20 protein-coding genes are annotated in these 23,878 nt (G+C 31.2%); 5 read left to right on the top strand and 15 right to left on the bottom strand.

Translation table 11 applies throughout. The features are described from left to right. Window positions 1-8 precede the first annotated feature (8 nt). Complete coding sequence (locus tag VDP25_RS09865; RefSeq protein WP_334469297.1) at window positions 9-386, bottom strand: helix-turn-helix domain-containing protein; 378 nt, start codon at window positions 384-386, stop codon at window positions 9-11. A 302-nt stretch (window positions 387-688) separates the two neighbouring features. On the opposite strand from VDP25_RS09865, the gene VDP25_RS09860 reads away from it, so the two are divergent. The 3 genes from VDP25_RS09860 (at window position 689) to VDP25_RS09850 (ending at window position 2,970) form a co-directional block, all read left to right on the top strand. Further along, window positions 689-1,834 (top strand): M14 family zinc carboxypeptidase, encoded by a 1,146-nt coding sequence (locus tag VDP25_RS09860; RefSeq protein WP_334469295.1) that lies wholly within the window; start codon window positions 689-691, stop codon window positions 1,832-1,834. Window positions 1,835-1,908: 74 nt separating this feature from the next. Next, window positions 1,909-2,388: an Lrp/AsnC family transcriptional regulator gene (locus VDP25_RS09855; RefSeq protein ID WP_215925742.1), complete on the top strand. Its 480-nt coding sequence runs from the start codon at window positions 1,909-1,911 to the stop codon at window positions 2,386-2,388. A 66-nt stretch (window positions 2,389-2,454) separates the two neighbouring features. Continuing rightward, window positions 2,455-2,970, top strand: a complete 516-nt coding sequence (locus VDP25_RS09850) for a DinB family protein (protein ID WP_334469292.1) — start codon at window positions 2,455-2,457, stop codon at window positions 2,968-2,970. Here the strand turns inward: VDP25_RS09850 and aroB are convergent. Continuing rightward, window positions 2,967-4,037 (bottom strand): 3-dehydroquinate synthase, encoded by a 1,071-nt coding sequence (gene aroB, locus VDP25_RS09845; protein ID WP_334469290.1) that lies wholly within the window; start codon window positions 4,035-4,037, stop codon window positions 2,967-2,969. The genes VDP25_RS09850 and aroB overlap by 4 nt on opposite strands. A 93-nt stretch (window positions 4,038-4,130) precedes the next feature. Between aroB and VDP25_RS09840 the strand changes: the two genes are divergently transcribed. Further along, window positions 4,131-5,303, top strand: coding sequence for a proline dehydrogenase family protein (locus tag VDP25_RS09840; protein ID WP_334469287.1), 1,173 nt, complete (start codon window positions 4,131-4,133; stop codon window positions 5,301-5,303). A gap of 79 nt (window positions 5,304-5,382) precedes the next feature. On the opposite strand, the gene VDP25_RS09835 is transcribed toward VDP25_RS09840, so the two are convergent. From VDP25_RS09835 to VDP25_RS09810, 6 genes are all read right to left on the bottom strand, one after another. Further along, window positions 5,383-7,761: a GumC family protein gene (locus tag VDP25_RS09835; protein ID WP_334469285.1), complete on the bottom strand. Its 2,379-nt coding sequence runs from the start codon at window positions 7,759-7,761 to the stop codon at window positions 5,383-5,385. A 19-nt stretch (window positions 7,762-7,780) separates the two neighbouring features. Continuing rightward, window positions 7,781-8,557 (bottom strand): polysaccharide biosynthesis/export family protein, encoded by a 777-nt coding sequence (locus VDP25_RS09830; RefSeq protein WP_334469283.1) that lies wholly within the window; start codon window positions 8,555-8,557, stop codon window positions 7,781-7,783. Window positions 8,558-8,590: 33 nt separating this feature from the next. Further along, a complete protein-coding gene (locus VDP25_RS09825; RefSeq protein WP_334469281.1) occupies window positions 8,591-10,486 on the bottom strand; it encodes a polysaccharide biosynthesis protein in 1,896 nt (631 codons plus the stop codon). Further along, window positions 10,483-11,607, bottom strand: a complete 1,125-nt coding sequence (locus VDP25_RS09820; RefSeq protein ID WP_334469280.1) for a DegT/DnrJ/EryC1/StrS family aminotransferase — start codon at window positions 11,605-11,607, stop codon at window positions 10,483-10,485. Before VDP25_RS09820 ends, VDP25_RS09825 begins: the two co-directional genes overlap by 4 nt. A 369-nt stretch (window positions 11,608-11,976) precedes the next feature. Continuing rightward, window positions 11,977-12,978: a peptidoglycan bridge formation glycyltransferase FemA/FemB family protein gene (locus tag VDP25_RS09815; RefSeq protein ID WP_334469279.1), complete on the bottom strand. Its 1,002-nt coding sequence runs from the start codon at window positions 12,976-12,978 to the stop codon at window positions 11,977-11,979. Window positions 12,979-13,003: 25 nt separating this feature from the next. Continuing rightward, window positions 13,004-13,624, bottom strand: a complete 621-nt coding sequence (locus VDP25_RS09810) for a sugar transferase (RefSeq protein ID WP_334469277.1) — start codon at window positions 13,622-13,624, stop codon at window positions 13,004-13,006. Window positions 13,625-14,125: 501 nt separating this feature from the next. Between VDP25_RS09810 and VDP25_RS09805 the strand changes: the two genes are divergently transcribed. Then, window positions 14,126-15,079 carry a glycosyltransferase family 2 protein gene (locus VDP25_RS09805; protein ID WP_334469275.1) on the top strand — a complete coding sequence of 318 codons (954 nt, stop codon included), beginning with the start codon at window positions 14,126-14,128 and terminating at the stop codon, window positions 15,077-15,079. Window positions 15,080-15,157: 78 nt separating this feature from the next. On the opposite strand, the gene VDP25_RS09800 is transcribed toward VDP25_RS09805, so the two are convergent. Genes VDP25_RS09800 through VDP25_RS09770 form a run of 7 tightly spaced genes read right to left on the bottom strand, consistent with a single transcriptional unit; the run spans window position 15,158 to window position 23,874 of the window. Further along, complete coding sequence (locus VDP25_RS09800; protein WP_334469273.1) at window positions 15,158-16,165, bottom strand: endonuclease/exonuclease/phosphatase family protein; 1,008 nt, start codon at window positions 16,163-16,165, stop codon at window positions 15,158-15,160. A 23-nt stretch (window positions 16,166-16,188) separates the two neighbouring features. Continuing rightward, a complete protein-coding gene (locus VDP25_RS09795) occupies window positions 16,189-17,319 on the bottom strand; it encodes a glycosyltransferase family 4 protein (RefSeq protein WP_334469271.1) in 1,131 nt (376 codons plus the stop codon). Between the two features lie 6 nt (window positions 17,320-17,325). Further along, entirely contained in the window at window positions 17,326-19,230 is a 1,905-nt protein-coding gene (gene asnB, locus VDP25_RS09790) for an asparagine synthase (glutamine-hydrolyzing) (RefSeq protein ID WP_334469269.1), read from the bottom strand. Between the two features lie 17 nt (window positions 19,231-19,247). Beyond that, on the bottom strand, window positions 19,248-20,402 hold the full coding sequence (locus VDP25_RS09785; protein WP_334469267.1) for a glycosyltransferase: 1,155 nt from the start codon (window positions 20,400-20,402) through the stop codon (window positions 19,248-19,250). A gap of 7 nt (window positions 20,403-20,409) precedes the next feature. After that, complete coding sequence (locus tag VDP25_RS09780) at window positions 20,410-21,483, bottom strand: glycosyltransferase (protein ID WP_334469265.1); 1,074 nt, start codon at window positions 21,481-21,483, stop codon at window positions 20,410-20,412. Between the two features lie 33 nt (window positions 21,484-21,516). Beyond that, complete coding sequence (locus VDP25_RS09775) at window positions 21,517-22,437, bottom strand: hypothetical protein (protein WP_334469263.1); 921 nt, start codon at window positions 22,435-22,437, stop codon at window positions 21,517-21,519. A 3-nt stretch (window positions 22,438-22,440) separates the two neighbouring features. Further along, window positions 22,441-23,874 (bottom strand): MBOAT family O-acyltransferase, encoded by a 1,434-nt coding sequence (locus tag VDP25_RS09770; RefSeq protein WP_334469261.1) that lies wholly within the window; start codon window positions 23,872-23,874, stop codon window positions 22,441-22,443. Window positions 23,875-23,878: the final 4 nt, after the last annotated feature.

The following is a 23,878-nucleotide window of genomic DNA, read 5'->3' as shown; positions in this document are numbered from 1 at the left end:
AATTAGTTTTAAGGCTTATAGCTTTTAAAAGTACCGTCTTTATAAAAGATAACAATTTTTTCAATTTCAGAATTAGAGTTAGGGACCGAAACTGGGATTTGTGGTTTTGCAATAGGTTGTTCGGTTATGTTTGAGTTTGGTGATTCTGAAATTTTAGGCTCATTAGGAAAATGACCTTTGCCATTCATTAGCCAATATAATTCTACTTCAGGATAGGAGTGAAGCACCTTCATTACAAAGTCTAAACTTGGCTTATTTCTACCAGACAAAATATGAGAAATACTAGAGCGCTGTACTCCGATTTTTTCAGCAAAACTAGATGCTGTTTCACTGTAAAAATCCATGACCTTTTGTAGGCGTTGTGTAAATTCTGATGAGTTTATCATTGTAAACCTTAGATTTGTTTTTGTGATGTTACAAATGTAATCAATAGTATTGTAATTGTAGCTAAAGGTTCTGTTTATATTTTATTATAGTTAAACTTTAGGTTTGATTTTGTGTGTTATATTACTGATAATATGTTAATTGAAATGAAAATATATTGTTTGTTGAATTATTTTCAAAAAGCATATAAATAGCTGTGTCTTTTCTAACACTATCTGTTTAACATTGTAACAAAAATTAGAACAATCGATGTTTACAAATGTAAAATTTCAAATGATTACATTTGTAACATCAAAATAATGATATGAATTTAGAGCTTTTAAATGATGTGTTTTCTTCTGTAAAAACAACAGAATTATATGGTCGTTATATAACCAATTCTGATATAGAAAAGTGTTTAGAAAAATTACCAAAATCTAAGATTTCTACGCTTGGATATTCTGTTGAAAAACGACCAATCTACAGTTTGAAATTTGGGCATGGACCAATCAAAATTTTATTATGGTCTCAAATGCACGGAAACGAATCGACATCTACTAAGGCGCTTTTTGATTGTTTTAATTTGTTTGAAACTGAAAATAATTTCACAAAAGGTATATTAGAGCAATGTACGCTGGTGGTTATTCCTATATTAAATCCTGATGGAGCTGAAAGATACACGCGTTTAAATGCGAATCTAGTAGACTTAAACAGGGACGCACAAAATTTATCTCAACCAGAAAGTAAGATTTTACGTCAGGCTTATGACGATTTTATGCCAAATTATTGTTTTAACCTTCATGGACAGCGTACTATTTTTAGTGCTGGAGAAAAAAACAACGTTGCTACGCTTTCATTTTTATCACCTTCGCAAGATGAAGAACGTTCTTTAACAGATAATAGAAAGGTGGCTATGGCTATTATTGCAGAGATAAATACTGTACTTCAAAACGAGATTCCAAATGGGATTGGGCGTTATGATGATGGTTTTAGTCTTAGTTGTGTTGGTGATACCTTTCAAAATTTAGGTGTGCCAACATTGCTTTATGAAGCTGGTCATTATACAAATGATTATGAAAGGGAAGAGGTAAGGCGTTTAATGTTTATTGCTATTTTATCAGGATTGTTTACGATTTCTAAGGGTATTGCTATTGGAGGTTATAAGCGTTATTTTGATATTCCTGAAAATGCAAAATGTTTTTATGATATTATTATTAGGGATACGAAATTAAAAGCAGGAGACACCGATTTAATAGATGTAGCTATTCAATATGAAGAAGTGTTGGTGGACAAAAAACTGCATTTTGTTCCTAAAATAGTAAAATTAGAAAAACTGCTTAATCATTTTGGTCATAAAGAAGTTGATGCAAAAGGTAGGGTTTTTAAAACTACAGGAAATTCGGAATTAATTTTGGGTAACGAAATCGTTTTCGCAATGTTAAATAATGAGGAAATCTTATTGAAACCTTAAAATAATTCAATTTTTATGCAATATCGTTAGTGTAAATGTTCTATTTTTGCATTTACTTTAAAGATTATATGATTATGGCAAAATTTAAATTAGATGAGATTGACCACCAAATTCTCGATATGCTTATTGATAATACACGTATTCCATTTACAGATATTGCGAAAAAATTATTGATTTCTGCTGGTACTGTTCATGTGCGTGTTAAAAAAATGGAAGAAGCGGGAATTATTAAAGGTTCTTCTTTAACATTAGATTATCAAAAATTAGATTATTCGTTTATTGCATATGTAGGAGTTTTTCTTCAAAATACATCGCAAACTAAGTTTGTTTTAGAGCGAATTAACAATATACCTTATGTGACAGTTGCTCATATTACCACAGGGAAATTTAATATCTTCTGTAAGATTAGAGCTAAAGATACTATGCATGCTAAAGAAATTATCTTTATGTTAGATGATATAGAAGGTGTTTACAGAACTGAAACTATGATTTCTTTAGAAGAAAGTCTTAATGATAAAAAACGTTTAATGCATACCATTTTTAATGAGTTGTAATTAAAACAATAAAATATACAAAAGCCCTTAGTTAGTTTACGAAGGGCTTTTTTAATTTATATAATTATGATTTCTAATACACTTAATAATAACGAATATGACATGTATTATAAATGGTATATTGATAATGCCACAAGCATAGATATCATTGAGGGTTTAGAACAAAATTTAGATTCTGTAGTGTTGTTTTATTCGGGCTTAGCGCAAGACAAGCATAATTACGCTTACGCAGAAGGGAAATGGACTCCCAAGGATGTGTTACTTCATATTATAGATACTGAACGTGTTTTTGCATATAGAGCATTACGAATAGCGCGAGAGGATAAAACGCCATTGGCCGGGTATGAACAAGACGACTATGCTATTACAGCTAACGCAAGCAAACGCTCTTTAGTTAACATAATAGATGAGTATAAGGCTGTAAGGCAGGCTTCTATAGCGTTGTATAGAAGTTTTGATTCAGCTGCTTTAGAACAAGTGGGTGAGGCGAGTGGCTGTCCTATTTCTGTGAGGGCAATAGGATATATTTTAACAGGTCATGAAAATCACCATACTCAAATTGTAAAAGACCGTTACCTCTAATGAGCATAATAATCAAAAGCTTCTAAAATAAGGTCGTTGTGAACTACACAGTCTGTTTTGGGTTTGCCAATGGCTTCAAGTAATACAAATTTTACAACGCCATAACTATTCTTTTTGTCGTACTGTAATAGATCTATGATTACTTTTTGGTCGTTTTTATTGATTTCAACTTTAGAGAATGTTTTGAGTATTCCTGAAGAAATTATCTCAAATTCTTCTTGGCTTAAGCCGCATATTTTAGTTGATAGGTAGCTTTCTAATAGCATGCCTATTGCAATAGCTTCTCCGTGTAATAATGGTGTCTTATCTGCGTTTTCTAGAAAGTAGCTTTCAATTGCGTGACCTAAAGTATGACCAAAATTTAGAATTTTTCTTAGGCCTTTCTCTGTTGGGTCAGATGTTACCACTTCATTTTTGATGATGATAGAGTCATAAATCAATTGGTCTAAATCAGAAATGTCTAATTTTTCAAGATGTGTTAAGGTGTTCCAGTAGGTTTTATCGTAAATTAAACCATGTTTTAGCATTTCTGCGAAACCAGAAACCATTTCATTTTGAGGTAAAGTATCTAAGTAAGAGGTGTCAACTCCAACCATTACTCCTTCATTTATAATTCCTATTTGATTTTTTAAGGCGCCTAAATCAACTCCCGTTTTTCCTCCAACTGAAGCATCTACCATGGCTAATAGTGTTGTTGGAATGTTTATGTAAGCGATGCCTCGCATGTATGTACTTGCTACAAAACCACCCAAATCTGTAACAACTCCTCCTCCTAGGTTAATTAATAAACTTTTGCGATCTGCGTTATATTCAGATAGAGCTTCCCAAACACCTGTACAGATGTCTATGGTTTTGTGGTCTTCACCATTTGGTATTTCCATGACTTCAATGACTATGTCGCCAGACTCTATGCGTTCCAAAAACGCAGGTAAACAATAGTCGTGAGTATTGGTGTCTACAAGAATAAATATCTTGGAAGGTTTGTCGGTTTTTAGGTAATTATTTAACGCTGTATAGACTTCAGAATTAAAAAAAACTGTGGCATTTTTTGTAGAAATAGAATCCATTTTAAAATATCTAAATTGATGATGTGAAAATACTTCCTTTTTCAGAAAAAGTAAATGATTAATAAATATATTTGTACATATATTATTTAGCTAATGATTGATCGCTCACTCTTTGAAAATACAGAGACTGCCTTTGAATTAAAGTCGGACTCAGAATTAGAACGTGCCTACTTTTTATTTAAAATGATATCATCTGAACCTTTGGTTCGTATTGGTACGGCTGCAACAAACTTTGCTTTAAAAGCGCATTTACCCGTAGAAAAGTTAATTAGAGCTACTGTCTTTGACCATTTTTGTGGTGGAGTTAATGAAGATGACTGCTTGCCAGTAATAGATAAGCTTTATACAAAAGGAGTGAGTTCGGTTTTGGATTATTCTGTAGAAGGTAAATCTGTAGAAAATCAATTTGATAATGCGCTAGCAAAAATATTGAAGATTATAAACTTCTGTGATGAACGGGAAGCAATGCCAATAGTGGTGTTTAAACCAACAGGTTTTGGTCGGTTTTTATTGTATCAGAAAAAAACAGAAGGTGTTGTTTTAACAAGTGAAGAAGAGGCTGAATGGGGTAGAATAGTAGGAAGGTTTGATGCTGTTTGTAAATTAGCCAAGGAAAAAGATGTTGAAGTTTTAATTGATGGGGAAGAGAGTTGGATGCAAGATGCTGCAGATGATTTGGTAGAAGAAATGATGCGTCGCTATAATAAAGATGTTGCTGTAGTTTATAATACTTTACAGTTGTATCGTTGGGATCGTTTAGATTATTTAAAGCAATTACATGAACGTGCTAAAGCAGGCGGTTTTAAAATTGGAATGAAGATTGTTAGAGGAGCATATATGGAGAAGGAGCGCGAACGTGCTTTGGATAAAGGATATAATTCTCCAATTTGTGAAAATAAAAAAGCGACTGACGATAATTTTGATGAAACCTTAAATTATATACTTCAAAATTTAAAAGATATATCAGTTTTTATCGGTACACATAATGAATTAAGTTGCTACTTAGCTATGGATCTTATGAAAACTCATAACATTTCTAAAGAAGATAATAGGATATGGTTTGGGCAGTTATTTGGTATGAGTGATCATATTAGCTTTAATTTGGCGGCTCAAGGTTATAATGTAGCAAAGTATATTCCGTTTGGACCGGTAAAAGATGTGATGCCTTATTTAATTAGAAGGGCAGAGGAAAACACTTCAGTTTCGGGGCAAACGAGTAGAGAGTTATCATTATTAAAAACGGAACGAAAACGACGAAAATTGTAAACTTTCGTTTTTGTTATATAAAAAAGCCACTAATTTTATTTAGTGGCTTTTTTTTATTAATGTAATTTGGTGTGATTTGTTATGACTTACCAAATTTATACCATTTTTTCTTTCTTTGAGGGTTATTTCCGTAGCCATAGCCGTAACCATAACCGCCGTATCCTTTTTTGCCTAAGCTAACGCTGTTTAATAGCATTGTCATATTAGGTAGTCTTTTTTCTGTATATAATGGTAGTGCAACATGTTGGAGTAAGCGTTTGTCTATATTATCCGCACTTACAACATAGATAAACATGTCTGCTAAATGAGAAATAAGTAGTGTGTCACTAACAATACCTACAGCAGAAGTGTCTGCAACAATATAATCGTACTTAGTGTCAAAATAGTTAAAGAGTTCTTCTACTCTTTCATTCATTAACAATTCAGATGGGTTAGGAGGAATTGTTCCAGATGAAATAATGTCTAAGAGTGGATTGTCTTCGTGTTTTAAGACAATATCTTGAGGTTTTAAAGATGTATCAGCAATGTAATCTGAAAGCCCTTGTTTTGACTGATCTTTGATGTTAAGATACTCAAGTAATTTAGGAACTCTAATGTCTGTTTCTATAAGGAGTACAGATTTGCCAGAAAAAGCAATTGATGCCGCAAGGTTTGAACTTGTATGCGATTTTCCTTCTTGCGGAACAGTAGAGGTGATAAATAATTTTTTAGAGCGACCTTTTATGTTTCTTAGCATAAAATCTATATTAGACTTTACAATTCTAAAAGCTTCTGCCTTTGGTGAATAATCAATTTTCTTTACTAATTTTTGCTTCTTAGAGCTTTTTGGTATGTCTCCTAAATAAGGGATATTTAAAGTGTCTACTAAATCTTCTTTTTTATAGATTTTTGTGTTGAGTAAATCTGATATATAAATAAAAGCAATAGGAATACCTAGGCCAAATAATAATGATGCAATGTATACGATCATTTTATTTGGTGCTACTGGTTTGTGTGAAGAATAAGCACTGTCGATTATCTTTGCATTAGGAGTGTACATGCCTAGCCTTATTGCTGATTCTTCTCGTTTTTCTAATAAATAAAGGTAAAGAGACTCTTTAATATCTTGTTGTCTTTTAATGTCTCTAAACTGGCGCGCTTTTTTAGGTGCTGCTGAGAGTCTACCTTGTATTCGAGCATTGTCTCTGCTTAGGTTGTTAAGAGTGAGTAGAGACGTTTGTTTTATGTTTTTTACCGAATTAAGAAGGTTAGATTTTAAAGATTCTATCTGGTTATTCAGTTGAATAACAACTGGATTCTTAGTTGTTGAGTTTCTTAAAATTCTGTCGCGTTCTGCTACTAACTCATTGTGTCTTTTTATAACTTGAGATGTGTTAGAGTCGCCAATTCCTATGTCGGCAGGTAGCATGTCGTTGCTTTTGTTTGTACTACTAATTTCCTCTTCTAAAAACGATAACATTTCTATGTTATTTGCAGTAGAAGAAATTTGAGATTGTAATTGTTGTCCTGTTTGTAGGTTTAAGTCGGCTCTAGAGTCTAAAGCTGTTAGACCTTCTTTCTTTTGTAAGTCTTCTGCTGTGTAATCTACTTTTTCTAATTCCTCAGAAACTTGCTTAAGTCTATTGTTTATAAAGTCAGAAGTTGTTTTGACAACAGACTCTTTATCTAAGAGTACGTCATTGTTGTATTCATCTATGATTTGATTTAAAATATCAACAGCTTTGTAGGAATTACTTTCGTTAAGGTCTAATTTAATAACACTTGATCCTTTATCTGTTGATACTTTTATTTTTCGTTGATAGCTGTTTACGATTTTGCTAACAGAGGTTATAGATATTTTTAAATTACTTCCTATAACTGGAGCGTGGTCTCCAATATTTGGTGTTAACACCATGCCTCCAAAGCCTGTTTTTATTTTTTCTCCAAATGTGTATGGAACACCTGTTTGTTCGTCTCTGTCAATTAAAGATTTTCCTTCCTTTTTAAATGCTAAAAATTGAGTTGGGGATTTTATTTTAATATACAAGGTCGTATCTACTTGATGTATGATAGAGTCACTTGCGAAAAAACTTAGTTTTACAGGTGGGTTTCTATAAATTTCACGCTCTTTTATATTACCCTCTGCAAAACATCTAATATTAAGATCTAAGGCTTTTACAACATTAGAAATTAAGGTTCTTGACTGAATGGTTTCAATTTCATCTTTAATCTTATCTGTACCATCTGAGAATAGTCCACCACTAGTCATTTCTCCAATAGAAGGAAGTTTTTTAGATTGCTTTTCGTCTATTATTTTAATAGTTGCATTAGCGTTGTATTGATAAGTAGTGTAACGTAAATAAGTATAGCCTAGAAATAGGGCAACGACACTACAGAAAAGCAGAATTTTCCAGTTAGATAGGAATAAATCTACACTTTGTCTAATTTCATTCGGTTTTGAAACAGGGTTGGATTCCATATAATATTTTAATTGGTACTTATTTTATTAAGAATACAGCTAATATGGTTGTTAATGTGCCTATTGCAGATATTAATACTCCATTGTTTTGGTTGTAAGTAGACGATCTAATTTTAGCATTATTTGGTTCAACATAAATAACATCATTTTGCTGTAGATAGTATAAATGAGAATTTACGGTGTTTATGGATGTTAAATCAATTTCAGCAAACTTCTTTTTACCGTCTATTTCTCTAATTAGCCTTACATTTTTTCGTTTACCAAATATAGTTAAATCATTTGCATAACCAAGAGCTTCTAGGAGTGTCACTCTTTCGTCTTGCATTGTAAATGTCCCAGGATTAGAAACTTCTCCAATAACTGTGACTGTAAAATTAGCTAGTCTTACATTAACAATAGGGTTATTTACCATACTCTTAATACGCTCAACTAACAGTGCTGTTAAGTCTGTACGTGTTAAGCCTTCAACTTTTATGGTGCCTAATACTGGGAATTCTATATTACCATTGTGATCTACTAAGTATGTTTGTTGTTGTTGCGTTCCTTGAGCGTTTCTTAAATCGTTTGTATTATTAGATACTATAGGTAAATTAAAAGGCCTAACAGTATCAGGGTCTAATGCTGAAACGTTAATTGTTAAGATATCATCTGGTTTATAAATTAACTGAGTTGCTTCAGAAGCAATTAGTCCTTCTTCTAGTGGTTTGTCTTGAAAGTAAACAATATCTTTTCTAGACGCACATGATGTAGCGTTAATAATCGCTAATATCGAGATAATAAGGATACGTGTTTTCATTTGAGTTAATTTATGGGTTTAGTAAAAATGGGATTATTTTTTTTTGTCTAATACTTCAAAAGTAGAGTTATTAGAGATGTATTCAGGTATTAAAAACTTTATGGAAGAAACGATTTCTAACGGTTGGGTTAAAGAGTTTATCTTAGTAAGTTTATTAATTTGACTTTCAACTGTTATAATATCAACGTGTCTTGATTTAGCAATCATTATTTTGTCGTGATATGTTTTTTTGGTGTTTTCACCGTCAGCTAAAAGTTCTTCGTATATTTTTTCACCTGGTCTTAAACCTGTTATTTTGATATCTATGTCTTCAGGATATCTTAATCCAGAAAGGATAATCATGTTGGTGGCTAAATTAAATATCTTAATAGGTTCGCCCATGTCAAAAACAAAAATCTCACCACCATTACCCATGGCTGCTGCTTCTAATACAAGCTGACATGCTTCTGGTATAGTCATAAAGTAACGTGTAATATCTTTATGAGTTACTGTTAGAGGTCCTCCTTTTTCAATTTGTTTTTTAAATAACGGAATTACAGATCCGTTAGATCCTAAAACGTTTCCAAATCTTGTGGTTATAAACTTTGTGTGTCCTTTTCCTTTAAGACAAGTTACATAAAGCTCTGCAATTCGTTTAGTTGCACCCATGACATTTGTAGGGTTTACCGCTTTATCAGTAGAGATTAAAACAAACTTATCTACACTGTGTTTTACAGAGATATCTGCAACGTTTTTAGTACCTCCAATATTAACGCTAACTGCTTCAAAAGGGTTGTTTTCCATTAAAGGCACGTGTTTATATGCAGCGGCGTGAAAGACAATTTTAGGTTTGTATTGATTAAAAATTTGATCTATTCTAGTTCTGTTTCGTACATCTGCTACAACAGCATCAATATTTTCTAAACCTTGTTGTCTAAATTCTTGTTGAATATCGTAAAGTGCAGATTCTGCATTATCTACAAGGATTAACTTTTTATAATTATATAAGCTAACTTTTCTGCAAATTTCACTTCCAATAGATCCGGCCGCACCAGTAATTAAAATTACTTTATTGTCGTACTGTTCTTCTAAATCTGGGTTTTTAATATTAATTGGGTCTCTTCCAAGAAGGTCTTCAATTTTAACTTCTTTAATTTGTCCTACACTTAAGTCTCCATCAATCCAGCTTTGAACTGGAGGTACAATTTTAACTTTAAGTCCGAGTGAAAAAAGATTACTAGTAATTTGAAGTAGCCTTGTAGGATCTATATTTTGAATTGAAATTATGACATCTTCAACATCATTCTTTTTAATGAAATCCTCGTCAATAGAGTTGATGTTGTAAACTTTTAATAGGTTTATTTTCTTTCCAATTTTTCTTTCATCATCATCAACAAAACCAACAACTTCAACGCCGTTTTTAGTATCGTTTTGAATGGCGTCATAAGTTAACATGCCAGAATTACCAGCTCCAAAAATTAAAACATTAGAAATAGATTGAAAGTCTTGAGTAATATGGTTATAAAGAGATTTTATAAACAATTTAGCCCCAATTAAGAATAATATGTTAAGTAATAAGTGGATATAGATGATTGAGCCGGAGATGTCAAAAAGGCTATCTTCATTCATAAACTTTCTACTCGCAAAAGTACAGCAGATAAGTATAGTTGCTAAAATGTTAGCTCCGATTATAATGTTGACAATATCTTTAAATCCTGTAAATCGAACTACACCTTTGTATGTCCCAACAGCTATTAGGCTAATTGTAGCTACAACAATAACATATGGAATTTGCATCAAAAGGGTAGAGAAGTCAAACTCTATGATGAAATTATACCTAATAAGGTATGCCATAAAAAATGTAGCAACTATTATTGATATATCAAATAACAGCACTAGCCATTTTGAGGCATATTTCTTAGATATTTTATTTAGATATTTAACTATCATGATACAAAATACGTATTTATAGCAGAAACTACTCTATTTAATTCAATATCAGTTAAATTTGATCCGCTAGGTAAACATAAGCCTTTTTCGAATAATTCATCAGAAACTCCATTAAGATAGCTAGGTGCATCTTTAAAAACGGGTTGTTGGTGCATTGGTTTCCATAAAGGTCTAGATTCTATGTTTTCCTTTTCTAAAGCGAGTCTTAAACCTTCTCGTGTGCTTTCAGAATCTAACAGAATACAAGATAGCCAACGGTTGGAAAAATAACCTTCAGGTTCGTTTAAAAATGTGATTTTAGTATTGTCTTTAAAAGCATTTACGTAAAATTCGTGATTTGAACGACGTTTAGCTACGTGACTGTCTAAAATAGTCATTTGACCACGGCCAATACCAGCAACGATATTAGACATTCTATAATTGTAGCCTATTTGAGAGTGTAAATAATGTGGTGCATTATCTCTTGCTTGTGTGGCTAAGAAAACAGCTTGCTCTTTCTGTTTTTGCGTTTTTGTAACTAAAGCACCACCTCCAGAGGTTGTTATGATTTTATTGCCATTAAAGGATAATATTGAAAAATCACCGAAAGTGCCACAATTTTTACCTTTGTAAGTACTTCCTAATGATTCAGCGCTGTCTTCTACAACAGGAATGTTATATTTTAATGCGATATTGTTAATCTCGTCTACTTTATAAGGCATTCCGTATAAATGCACCGCAACAATTGCTTTCGGTTTATTTCCTTTTGCAATTCTATCTTTTATTGCGATTTCTAATTGAATAGGGCACATGTTCCATGTTTCCCTTTCACTATCTACAAAAACAGGAGTTGCTCCTTGGTATACAATAGGGTTAGCAGAAGCTGAAAACGTTTTGCTTTGGCATATTACCTCATCTCCATGACTAACACCTAATAAAATAAGGCTTAAGTGAAGGGCAGACGTACCTGATGCTAAAGCTGCAACATGAATATCTTCATTAAGATAAGATTGTAAGTCGTTTTCAAAGCCGTTAACATTTGGTCCTAAAGGTGCTACCCAATTAGAGTCAAAAGCTTCTTTTATGTAAGATTGTTCATTACCACTCATGTGCGGTGATGAGAGCCATATTTTAGTATTCATAGGTTAATTCTTTAAGTTAGTTTAGTACCTAAAGTTGTTAATTAGAGGTATTTGGGACCTAAAATTAATTAGCATTTATGGTGCTAATATAAGTCCTAATAGTTTAAACCAAGAAACAAAAATATAAATTTACGATAAACTGCTAAATTTACACGATATATAAGGTTTATCTGATTTTTAAAGGTATAAAAATCAGATAAAAAACACTCTAAAACTCTAATATCATCGTTTGATTAGTGTTTGAGATTAAAATTAGGTTTGTGTCTCGTATATTATCTTAATATGCTTAAAAATCATAAGCTTATTTAGTGTTAGTACGAGTTTTAAAATCAATAATGAAAAGGGAGGCTTGTGTATAAGAATGAATTATTACGATCTGTATTTAGGAAAAAAATCTGTTTCATCTTTTTGTTGAGATAATTCATCGTAAATATCTTGATTAACAATGTATTTCCATACTTTAAAAGTTCTAAAATCTTTAGAAAAAGAAGCTTTAAATTCAAATAAAGAGTCGTGTTCACTTCCTAGTCCTCCACCAAGATTAAAAACCTTAAAACCTTGCTCTGTAGCTTGTAGTCGCATTTCATCTAAGAATAATTTTGATGGTTTTAGTCTTAGGTGTTCTGTGCGTGTACCAGACAAGTGGTATTGTACAATTTGTTTTGTTTTTACAAACATTGAACCTGCCACAAAAGTGTTAGATTCTAGGTGTCTAACTAAAAGGATGTCTGTATCAAAATCGCTAATTTCCATGAAGTTAAGAAAGTACTCTTTACTAAAAAAGTAGTTTTCTTTAGCATTTAGACGTTTCATGTTTTCGTAATAGATATCTACAAACTCAAGGATTTCTTCTTTAGTTTCTGCTTTAACAACTTCACATTGTTTTCTTAGTTTGTTTATTTGGTTTTTATTGGATTTTCCATAAGCCATACGCGACTGTTCTATTGGTAATGAAACATCAATATTTACAACGTCACCTAAGCTTACGGTATCTCCTAAGTTTTCTAATATTCTATCTTGTTGAATGTAAGGGTGTAATCTGCTAAAAACAGACACGATGTTATTAGAATCTAAATAAGCGTTAAAAGTTGTTTTAAAATCACTAAAATCATACGTGTTTACGTCTACATTACAAAGTGGGCCTGCATAACCGTAAACAGATGTAAGATCAGAATATATTGTATTAGGAATCTTACGGAGTAAAATAGGTAGGGCTATTGTAGCTTTGTCTTTTGTATAGGTTAATAAAATAGGGGTTTCATCCTCGTTTTTAGAAATGTTATGGTAGTCGTATGTGTGGTAAAAATCATAGTTTTCTATTTGTTCTAAAATAGCATTCCACTCTTTCTTGTCTGTGATTTCTTTCATCATTAAATCTTTAGCTTTATGATTGAAGTTATTGGTCTTGTGTTGTTTTTGTTCCTGTAAACATAGGCATGTCGAGTGTTTCAGAACTATTGATGTCACTTTTCTTTATTACTTTGTAGAAGGTAAGCCATAAGATTTTTAAATCTAGTAAAAAGGATAGATGATCAACGTAATAAACATCATATTCAAATTTTTGTTCCCAGGTAATTGTGTTTCTTCCATTAATTTGAGCCCAACCTGTAATACCTGGCATTACTTCGTGTCTTCTGTTTTGTTCTTTATTATAGTGTTTTAGATACTCTGGCAAAAGTGGGCGAGGACCTATTAGACTCATATCTCCTTTTAGTATATTAAGTAATTGAGGGATTTCGTCTAGTGAGTATTTTCTACAAATATCGCCGGTTTTAGTAACACGTTCTAATGCTGGTAATAGTTCTCCATTAGCATCTGTTTTATCGGTCATGGTTTTTAACTTGATAATTGTAAAAATTTTACCATGCTTTCCTGTTCTTCTTTGGTAAAAGAAAGGCTTTCCGTTGTTTGAGATACTTAAGATAATTATAAGTATTATAAAAAGTGGTGAAATTAGAATTAGCCCAATTAAAGCTGCTGTAAAATCTAATAAACGTTTAATAATTACAGTATACATATTTCTTATTTTTCTATCTGTTATAATTCCCAAAACAATGCAAATAAACTGTTTTTATTTTTGATTTTAGTGTTGCTCTTAATTTTTTAATGATTAAAATTGCTACAAATAGTTTTACATTTTATAAATATCAAAATTAAGAATTTTTATTACTTTACTAGAGAGCAATGATATATTAGGATTTAGCATGTGAAGTTTGCTATAGGTTTAGCTCAGATTTAAAATTTATGATAGCTAAAACGGAGATCTGATATAAAAAAATAAAGTTATAGGTTGTTTATTATAAAGTAGTACTCTGGAAATTTAAGAAAAATGATTGTGTAATTTAGGTAGGTAAGTTAATAAAGCGGGACGTTTATTATAGGGTTTATTGTCTTTTCATCTAGTTTTGTTGCTGATATTAAGATTAACCTATAACTTAGATTTTTAGATTAGATATATACGATATTTAAATGTCTTTTCTCGAGATTATTTTTAATCTTGATACTAATATATGTTAATATGAATTTTAAAGAGTTAATACCTGTATATCGGAAGCAACCATCAACATCATACAAATATAAATTTACGGTATTCACACCTGTTTATAATTGCGAAAATTCAATAAAGAAAGTTCATGATTCGTTACTTAAACAAACATTTAAAGATTTTGAATGGCTTGTAATAAATGATGCTTCATCAGATAAATCACATGAAGTTATTTCTAAAATAGTTGAAACATCTCCTTTAAATATAAATTATGTAAATAATATTGAGAACAAGCATAAGATGAGTTGTTTCATTCAGTCTATAAAATTAGCTAAAGGCGAATTTTTATTGACATTTGATGGTGATGATGAATGTTATCCAAATGCACTTGAATTTTTTAATAACGAGTATGAAGAAATTCCAGATGAATTAAAACCAAAGGTGGCAGCTGTAACAGTTTTGTGTGAAGATCAGTATGGATCACGTGTTGGTGATTTATTTCCAGAAGACCCTTTTTATTGTAACACATTTGAGGCTCGTATTGCTGGCAAAATAATTGGTGAAAAATGGGGCTTTACAAAAACAGATGTATTAAGGAGTATTATTGTGAATCCAAGGATGCTTAATTATGGTTTTGTACCTGAAAGTATGATATGGGATCCTGTAGCGAGTAATGGTTTCTTGACTAAATGTGTAAATAAAATACTTAGAATTTATCATGTAGGAGTAGAGGGGTCCATTATGAATACACCAATGACGGCAAGAAGTGCATTTGGTACTGTTCTTAAAGGTTTAGCTGTATTTGATTGGTTTTTTGATAAATATTTTTTTAAATCTCCAATATTTTTTCTTAAAACAATTTATATAACTATACGTTCAACTTTATATCTCGAATACCCTTTAAAAGATTATATAAAATCTATTGATTCTTATTTTATAAAATCAATTTTTATTCTTTTATGGCCATTTAGAAAATTAATGAAATAATTTTAAGTTTAAACTTTCTAAGTGTCTATTGTCTAGATTAATACATTGTTGAAGATATCGTTAAAGTAAAATCTAGTACTATAGTTGCTTTATTTTAAATTTAACAAATATTGGTTCGTGATCAGATAGTTTTAAATTAAAATTATCATGACTTAATACTTTAAATTGATCATCATAAAGAAAGTAATCTAAGCGTAATGGATACCTTCTGTGAGCATATGTTTTTCCAATTCCATTACCATTCGTTATGTAAGAATCATTGAATCCTTTTTTTAATTTTCTATAAGGTAAGCTATATGGAGTTGCATTAAAATCTCCTGTAATAATGGTTTTTTTATTTGATTTGTTTGCGTGATCTTTAATTAAATTAGCCTGTTCTACTTGTTTTGTGATGGTGTTATTTAAGTTTTCCCAATAGTTAAAACCACTAAATCTATTGGCGATTATGTATGGTGAAATAACATAAGATTGCAGATGTGTGTTATAAACTCTAATAGTGTCTTGTTGAATTTTTATATCTGCATAAATGGCATCATTTTTTGAATTAGGAAAGTCTACATACCCTTTATTAACTATTGGGTACTTGGAAAAAATGGTAAGAAGCGATTTTTCTGAATTTTCTTTGTAGCCAATAAAACGGTAAGGGTAATCTTTTATTTTTTTGCTTTCTTTATAGGAAGATTCTTGAAAAACTAAGATATCAGGACTTAAAGAGTTAATAAACTTTTCTATTTCAGTAAACGGACTTTGGTTTGATTTTGAAGCGTATAAGACTTGGCTAAAGGATCTGACATTGTAAGTTAATAGACTAATTGAGTCTTTTGTTTCTACGTTAGTAGTTCTAGAGAATTGATAAAAGAAGCTATTGAAAAGAAAAAACACGATAACCCCAATTAGGTATATGTATTTTTTTTTGAATATACCATATAGAGCTAATATTGCATTAGCAATAAAAATTAATGGCATTGTAATGCTAAAAAAAACAGATATTATGCCAAAATCCATAAACGTACTTAAAACGCCTAGTACTAAAACTAGTATAATTACAATCGGAAGTTTGTTTAGGATTTTAAGAATGAGTTTCATTAAAAAAAAATTATAGCAATTTGTTATAGCTCTTTTTTAATTAAGTTGATGAGATCGTTATTAATGATGTTTACATCAAATCGTTCTTCTGCATATGTTCTGCTGTTTATTCCCATCTCCTTAATTTTAGCAGGATTATTAATGAAAAATTCCATAGGTTCTACTAAAGCTTCAAGGCTTTGCGGTTTTATTAAAAAACCATTTACACCTTCTTTTACAGATTCTCTACAGCCAACAGAATCTGTTGTAATAATTGGGTTTCCACATGCACAAGCTTCTAATGTAGTTCTTGGTAGGCCTTCTCTGTAATAACTTGGTAAAACAAAAACATCTCTTGCGTTTAAATGTTCTGGAATGTTATTTTGACTTCCGTGAAAGACAATAACTCCTTCTTTGTGTAGTACTTTTAGTTCGTCTTCACTAATGGCAGAAGGTGATGTTTCTGGAGCTCCTATCAGATGAAATTCGGCTTTAGGGTATTTGGCTTTTAAGATTTTAGCAGCTTCCATATAAAGTGCAATTCCTTTTTCTTTTATTAGTCTTGCTACTAAAAGAAAGCTCACGCTGTCTGATGCATCTTTTTCTTTAAATGAAAACTGGTTAAGGTTTACACCAGAGCCACTTACGAAATCAACTTTTTGTTTTTTAGAAATCACTTTTCGGTCTAAAAAAAGTTGATAATCATCTTTATTTTGAAATACTATAACCTTATTCTTTCGTATTGAAAGTTTGTATAATGTTTCATTAAAGCGTTGTAATAATCGTGCTTTTGCTGTTAAGCCTGTAAACGCATAACCCAAGCCTGTGATTAATGAAATTACAGGTATTTTGCACATATTGGCCGCCATTGAGCCATAGATTACAGGTTTTACGGTGTATGGAAAAACCAAATCTATTTTGTTCTCTTTCATTAAGGATTTTAATTCTAAAATGGATTTAAAATCCTTAAAAGGGTTAAGGCCTGTACGTTGTAATTTAAACTCTAAAGGTGTTGCTCCGAGGTCTTTGATGTTTTGACGAAATTCATCAGCATAATCTGGTGCTGCGGTAAATACTTCAAATCCATCATCGACAAGGCTTTTAATAAAATCTCCTCTAAATCTAATGAGAGAACCATCATAAGATGCTATAAGTAAAATTCTTTTTTTATTCATTTCGATTTAGTTTTGCTTCAAGAAATTAAACTTATACCATTTTTGGAAACAGTAATAAGACCACACTCTAAACGTGCTGTCTTTTTTACTGTCTAAATGATCTTGAACTAATTTAGTGATTACTTCGACATTAAATATGCCTTGAGACTTTAATAATTCAGGTTCTATATAGCTTTCTATTTCTTTTCTAAGACTTTGTCTTAACCAATCTCCTGTTGGAGATCCAAATCCGCTTTTGCTTTTTTCTAAAAACTCATCAGGAAACTGATCTCTAAAGGCTTCTTTTAAAATGTGTTTTTTGTTCCAGCCTTTCATTAAATAGTTTTCTGGTAGTGTATTAGCAAACTCCCATAATTCTTTGTTTAAGAAAGGGGCTCTACATTCTAGAGAGGTCATCATACTTGTTCTGTCTACTTTGGCAAGCATTCCGCCTTCTAGACTTAAGATTTTATCGACCAATCTAAAATCGGTTAAAGATTCAATCTTTTGTTTGCCTAAAACATCTTTGTATTCTTGAAAAATATTTGAATCATAAAAATCTGGAGACATAATTTCCTCGAGCTGCGCACTTGTGTTTGCTAATGAAATGATATCCCAATAAAAATCGCCATCGTAATCAATAGCATTTAACAGTTTGTTGATTTGGAATTTTTTTCCACGTGTATCATCTTTATTAATGAGGTATTTATTGCTTAATCCGGCAATAGTTTTATGAAAACCTTTAGGAACAATACCTGTGTACCTGTTGTTCATTTTGCCAATGTAGTACTTATTGTAGCCACCAAATACTTCGTCGCCTCCATCTCCTGTTAGGGCCACCGTAACGTGTTCTCTTGTCTTTTCTGAAAGCAAGTGTGTTGGTAACGCAGCTGTATCTGAAAAAGGCTCGTCGAAATTGACTAGAATTTCGTGAATATTGTTTTTAAGATCGTCTTCATCAATAATAAATTCGTGATGATTACTATTTACCATATCTGCAACCACTCTAGATTTATCAGTTTCATCGTAAGATGCTTTTTTAAATCCTATAGAGAAGGTGTCTATTTTTCTGTCTGTAGACTGTGCTAAGCATAGTGAAATGATAGAAGAATCTACGCCTCCTGATAAAAAGGTACCTAAACCAACATCTGCAATAGATCTGCTATCGACACTTTTGTACACTAAATCTTTTGTTTTTGCTTTTGCATCTTCAAAAGAAATATTGATTGGCTTTGGTTTTGGTTCAGCGTTGATTTTATGAATTGTCGTATTGTGTGACGCTAAATCATATGTGATATAGTGATTGGCTTGTAATTTATATATGTTATCGTATATAGTGTGAGGAGCAGGAATGTAGGTTAATCTAAAATAAAGATTTAATCCTTTTTTTGAAATATTAGGAGTAAAATCAATAGTTTTAATAATTGACTTTAATTCAGATGCCCAAATAAATTCGTTATCTGTGTGTGTGTAATACAGTGGTTTTTCACCAAAGAAATCACGAGCAATAAATAGTTTATTGATGTTTTTGTCATAAATGCTAAAACCATACATGCCATCTAACCATTGAAAGGATTCTACTCCATATTTTTCGTAGGCTTTTAAGATGACTTCGGTGTCACTGGAGGTGTTGAATGTTACACCTTCGGCTAGTAGTTTGGCTTTTAAAACCTTATAGTTGTAGATTTCTCCATTGAAAACAATAACAATTTGCTTATCGTCTGAAAATATAGGTTGCTTACCAGAAGATAGATCTATAATAGATAATCTTCGCATTCCCATACCAACAGTGAATTGCTCATTTTCTTCAGCAAATAAACCATCTTGATCTGGTCCTCTATGAATAATTAAATTATTCATTGCGTTAAGAACCGATGTGATTTCGTCTTTGTTTCTATTGGTCTTTGCTATAATGCCGTTAATTCCACACATACTTTAATTCGTTTTGTCTAATGAGCTATGTTTGTGCTATTTATTAGATCTATATATTTCTTTAAAATGGTATCTTTTTCAAAGTCTTTAATCCGACTTTTACTATTTGTTTTACACGTTTCAGTGTAAGTTTTATGATCTATAAAATAGCTAATGCCTTTAGCCATTAGGTCTGTATTCTTAATTGGTACTAAAATACCATAATCGGTAATCATTATGTCTTCTTTTACCGTTTCTAATTCCATGATTTCACTTGGGCCAGATTGGCAATTGGTACTTAATATTGGTAATCTGCATGCCATAGCTTCTAATAATACATTTGGAAACCCTTCGTGATTTGAGCCAAATATAAATAAATCTGCAGATTTAAGATATTGATAAGGGTTTGGGCTAAAGCCCATTAAGTAAACTTGCTCTTTTAATTCTAGTGCTTCAATAAGTTGTTCAAATTCTTCATGTAAATCGCCAACACCAAAAATGTATAATCGCAATAAAGGATTTTGAAGTTGATGAATGGCTCTTATTAACATTTCGTGATTCTTTCCAATATCTAAACGGCCAAGTGTAATAATGTTGAATTTTTCAGAATCAAAGAATGATAAATTTGGTTCTATATTTTCAATTTTACTTAGGTCAATGGGATTATGAATGACCTTCATTTTTTCTGAAGGGACTTCAAAATTATCAACCAAGTCACCCGCATTTCCATAAGAATTAGAGATTACTAAATCTGATTTCTTGTATAGTGCCTTAATTAAGGTTTTGTTAAAAGACGATTGAAATCCTTTGTAGCTATATTGTAGGCTAGGGAAGGCTCTCTCATTTGTTATTACTTTAAACTTATATGTTGTTAGCTTACTGGCAATAACATTAATAAAAGATGGCCTGGTTAAAAAGCTTAAACTATGAGTAAGTTTGAGTTGTTTTACGAGTTTGGCATATTTATATGCTAGAACAGGTATTTTTAAAGCTTTTTTTATACCGCTTTCGCTAGGATTGGATTTTTCAATATAATGAATCTTAGTATTTTTTGGAATATCGTATTTTATAGTAGGGTTCATTAAAATTAAATGAACATCTATATTGTTTTTTAGACAATAAGACACAAGGTATGAGACGACGCGTTCTGCGCCACCTCCGGATAATGAATATATTAATATGCCAAGCCTCATTACTATTCTAGTTTTTTACAATATCTACAAATAAGTCTTCGTACTGTTGAAGAATTATATCTTTATTGAATTTTTTATAAACAGATGCTCTAACATCTTTAGGATTCCATGTTTTAGAGTCTTTTAGTTTTTGAAGATATTCTTCTTCGTTTTCGACTAAAAAACCATTGATACCATTTTCTACAATTTCTTTTGTTCCTCCAGGAGCTTTAAATGCGATTACAGGTGTGCCAACGACACAACTTTCTAATAAGGCATTGGGAAATCCTTCGACATAAGAACCTTGTAAAAATAAGTCGTGCTCTGCGATATAATCATTGACTTTGTTTGTAAAAGGGACGTGCTCAATATTATCATAAACCCCTAAAGCTTTTGCTTTTTCGAAAATTTCATCTTTTAGATTGCCTTTACCAATAATAGTATATCTAAATGGTTGATCTAATTTAGAAAGGATATCTAAAAGTCTCAGATGACCTTTTACTTCGGTTAATCGTCCTACAGTAATAAACTTTTTAATTTTAGTAGTAGGTTGTGTTTGTTTTACCTCTGGTAAATTAGAAATAGGATTGTTAATTACGTAAATGTTCTTTTTAGGAATATTGAAATTGGTAATCATATCCTCTGCCATATCTTGAGATTGGCAAATTAAAGCATCTAGGTTTTTAAAGCCATTTGGCAATAATCTAAAAGGAGACCATTGTCTTATTTTCTTTTCATTGCCGCGTTTACTCAATACTGTAGCTTCTCTACCTATAAATTTCGTTTTTTTGAAAAATGGAGAGAGCATGGACATTGCTGTGTTAACATGCGAAATAGAGCTTACTACTATTTGCGGTTTACGGTTTTTAATACTACCTATTATTGAAGGTAATGCAGTTAAAATTCTAGGTTTATTAAGGTAAGTAACTTCTACATTACTTACATCATAAGCTGCATCTTTTTTGAAACCAGCAATAACTAAAAGGGGGTGAAATTTTTCTTTATCTATATTTTGAGAGACAAATGAAATAACGCGTTCTGCACCACCAGCACTTAGTGAAGGAAGAATAAACATTATTTTTATTTTGGGTTGATTGCTCATTGATATTAATTGAAATCTAAATTATAGATTATTCTATTTTAATAAAGCATTAGAAATTTGCTTTGCCACTTGTTTATGTCCGTAACAAGTCCAGTGGCTATCGTGATCAAATACCCATTTTTTATCATCTTTGCTAGAGTCTAAAACAATTATATTAAAGCCAAGATTTTTACATTGTTCAATAATTTCGGTATTACTATTAGGGTGAAATACAAAGACTTTATCTTTAATAAAGTAGTTGTCTTTTATATAATTAATTAAATTAAATACTTCAGACTTTGATTTTAATATATCGTTATTCTCTTCAATAGCTTCACTAACTGTAGGTGCTTCTGCATTTTCTGATTGATTATTTAAAGGAAATCGAGTATAGAAATAGTAAAGTAATTTCCAATTATATAAAATCTTTTTAAATAAAGGTGCTTTCATTTTACCGTAAACAATTGTACCATTTTTAAGATTAACTTGCGTTATATCTTGTAGGGGTTTAATGTCTCTAATGCTTTCGTAAAAATCATTATTGTTTACGTAAACTAATGTTTTTACAGGTTTTAAAGAATCTAAGTTTTTACTAATTTCCATAGCTTCAATAAGCGACACACCAGAACGACCGGCTTCCATGAAATTAAATGTTTTCATGTTTTTCTTTAAGAATGCTGATTGGTGACAATCATTAGGATTCATAAAATTTTCGATATATGAATCTCCAATAATCATGATTAGATTATCATAACTATTTGGTAATTCTCCAGGCCAACCTAATTTATTAATACTCCATTTATGATCACCACCTTTCCAGTAACCTTCTTGGTTGGGGTAATATTTTTGTATCCCATTCTCGTCAATAACTCTTTGGGGGATATCAGACATTGTGTGTGTCACTCTAACAACAATTTCTCCAACTATTAAAGCTAGAAGAAAAAATATTATTATATTTTTTAAGAATTTCTTCATGATTTAGAATTGAAAGTAGATAAATTGTTGTTCTTCTCCAGTAAAAGCAAACATTAATATAATTAGTAGCAGATAAAACCCCCAACGTATAGGTCTGTTTATAAAATCTACTTTTTCAATAGCATATTCTCCACTTCTTCCTAGCCATTCTGTAATGATAAAAAAGAATACTAAACCTAAAATTGTACTCGGGAAAATTTCTACCCAAGAAAATAGAGATTCTGAAAAGATACCTTTTAAATAAGAAAATGCATGTGTAACGTTATCTGCTCTAAAAAACACCCAAGCTATTAACGTTAATAAAAAGGTAAATCCCATCTGACCAAGCTCTTTTATGCTAGGTAAATATTTTTCTTCAGCAACTAAATTTGTGTTAACTCTATTTTTATTAGCTAGCAATAACGGTAAAAAGTATATAGCGTTTAGAGCTCCCCAGATTACAAAGGTCCAATTTGCTCCATGCCAAAAACCACTAACAATGAAGATGATAAATGTATTTCTGACCTTCATACTTGTGCCTCCTCTACTTCCTCCTAATGGAATATATAAGTAATCTCTAAACCATGTAGAAAGTGATATATGCCAACGTCTCCAGAACTCTGCGATATCTCTAGAGAAGTAAGGAAACGCGAAGTTTCTTTTTAAGTTAAAGCCAAATAATCTTGAAATACCAATAGCAATATCAGAATATCCTGAGAAATCTCCGTAAATCTGAAATGCAAAGAAAAAAGCACCCAGTAAGAGTGTACTTCCATTGTAATCTGTATGGTTATTAAATATTATGTTAGCATATTTAGCACAATTATCTGCGATTACTATTTTTTTAAATAATCCCCAAAGTACTTGTCTTAAGCCATCGACCGCGTTTCTATAATCAAATTTTCGTTCAACTGAAAATTGAGGTAATAGGTTGGTCGCTCTTTCAATTGGGCCAGCGACTAATTGTGGGAAAAAGCTAACGAAAGCCATAAAACCTACAAAATCTTTAGTTGGTTCTAGTTTTCTATTGTAAACATCTATAGTATAACTTAACGTTTGAAACGTATAAAAGCTAATTCCTACTGGTAATATAATGTTAAGTGTATTTATACTGAGTTCTGAGCCAAAAAACGTGAAGGAATTAATTAAGCTATCTACAAAGAAATTATAATATTTAAAAAAACCTAAGAAGCCAAGATTAACGCAGATACTAATCCAAAGTAATGTTTTTCTAGTAGTTGGTTTCTCATTTTTACCAAGTGCTATTCCTATAGAATAGTCAACTAAAGAGCTAAATAATATGAGTGACAGAAATCTCCAATCCCACCAGCCGTAAAAAACGTAACTAGCAGCTGCAACAAGAAGATTTTGGGTTTTAATATTTTTACCACCAATGAGCCAATAAAGCCCAAAAACAATAGGTAGAAATATGAAAAATTCTATTGAATTAAAAAACATATAT

Origin of the sequence: Winogradskyella sp. ECml5-4 (genome assembly GCF_036903175.1) — a bacterium.
GTDB classification, from domain to species: Bacteria; Bacteroidota; Bacteroidia; order Flavobacteriales; family Flavobacteriaceae; genus Winogradskyella; species Winogradskyella damuponensis.
This window is presented reverse-complemented; position numbering and strand designations above follow the sequence as displayed.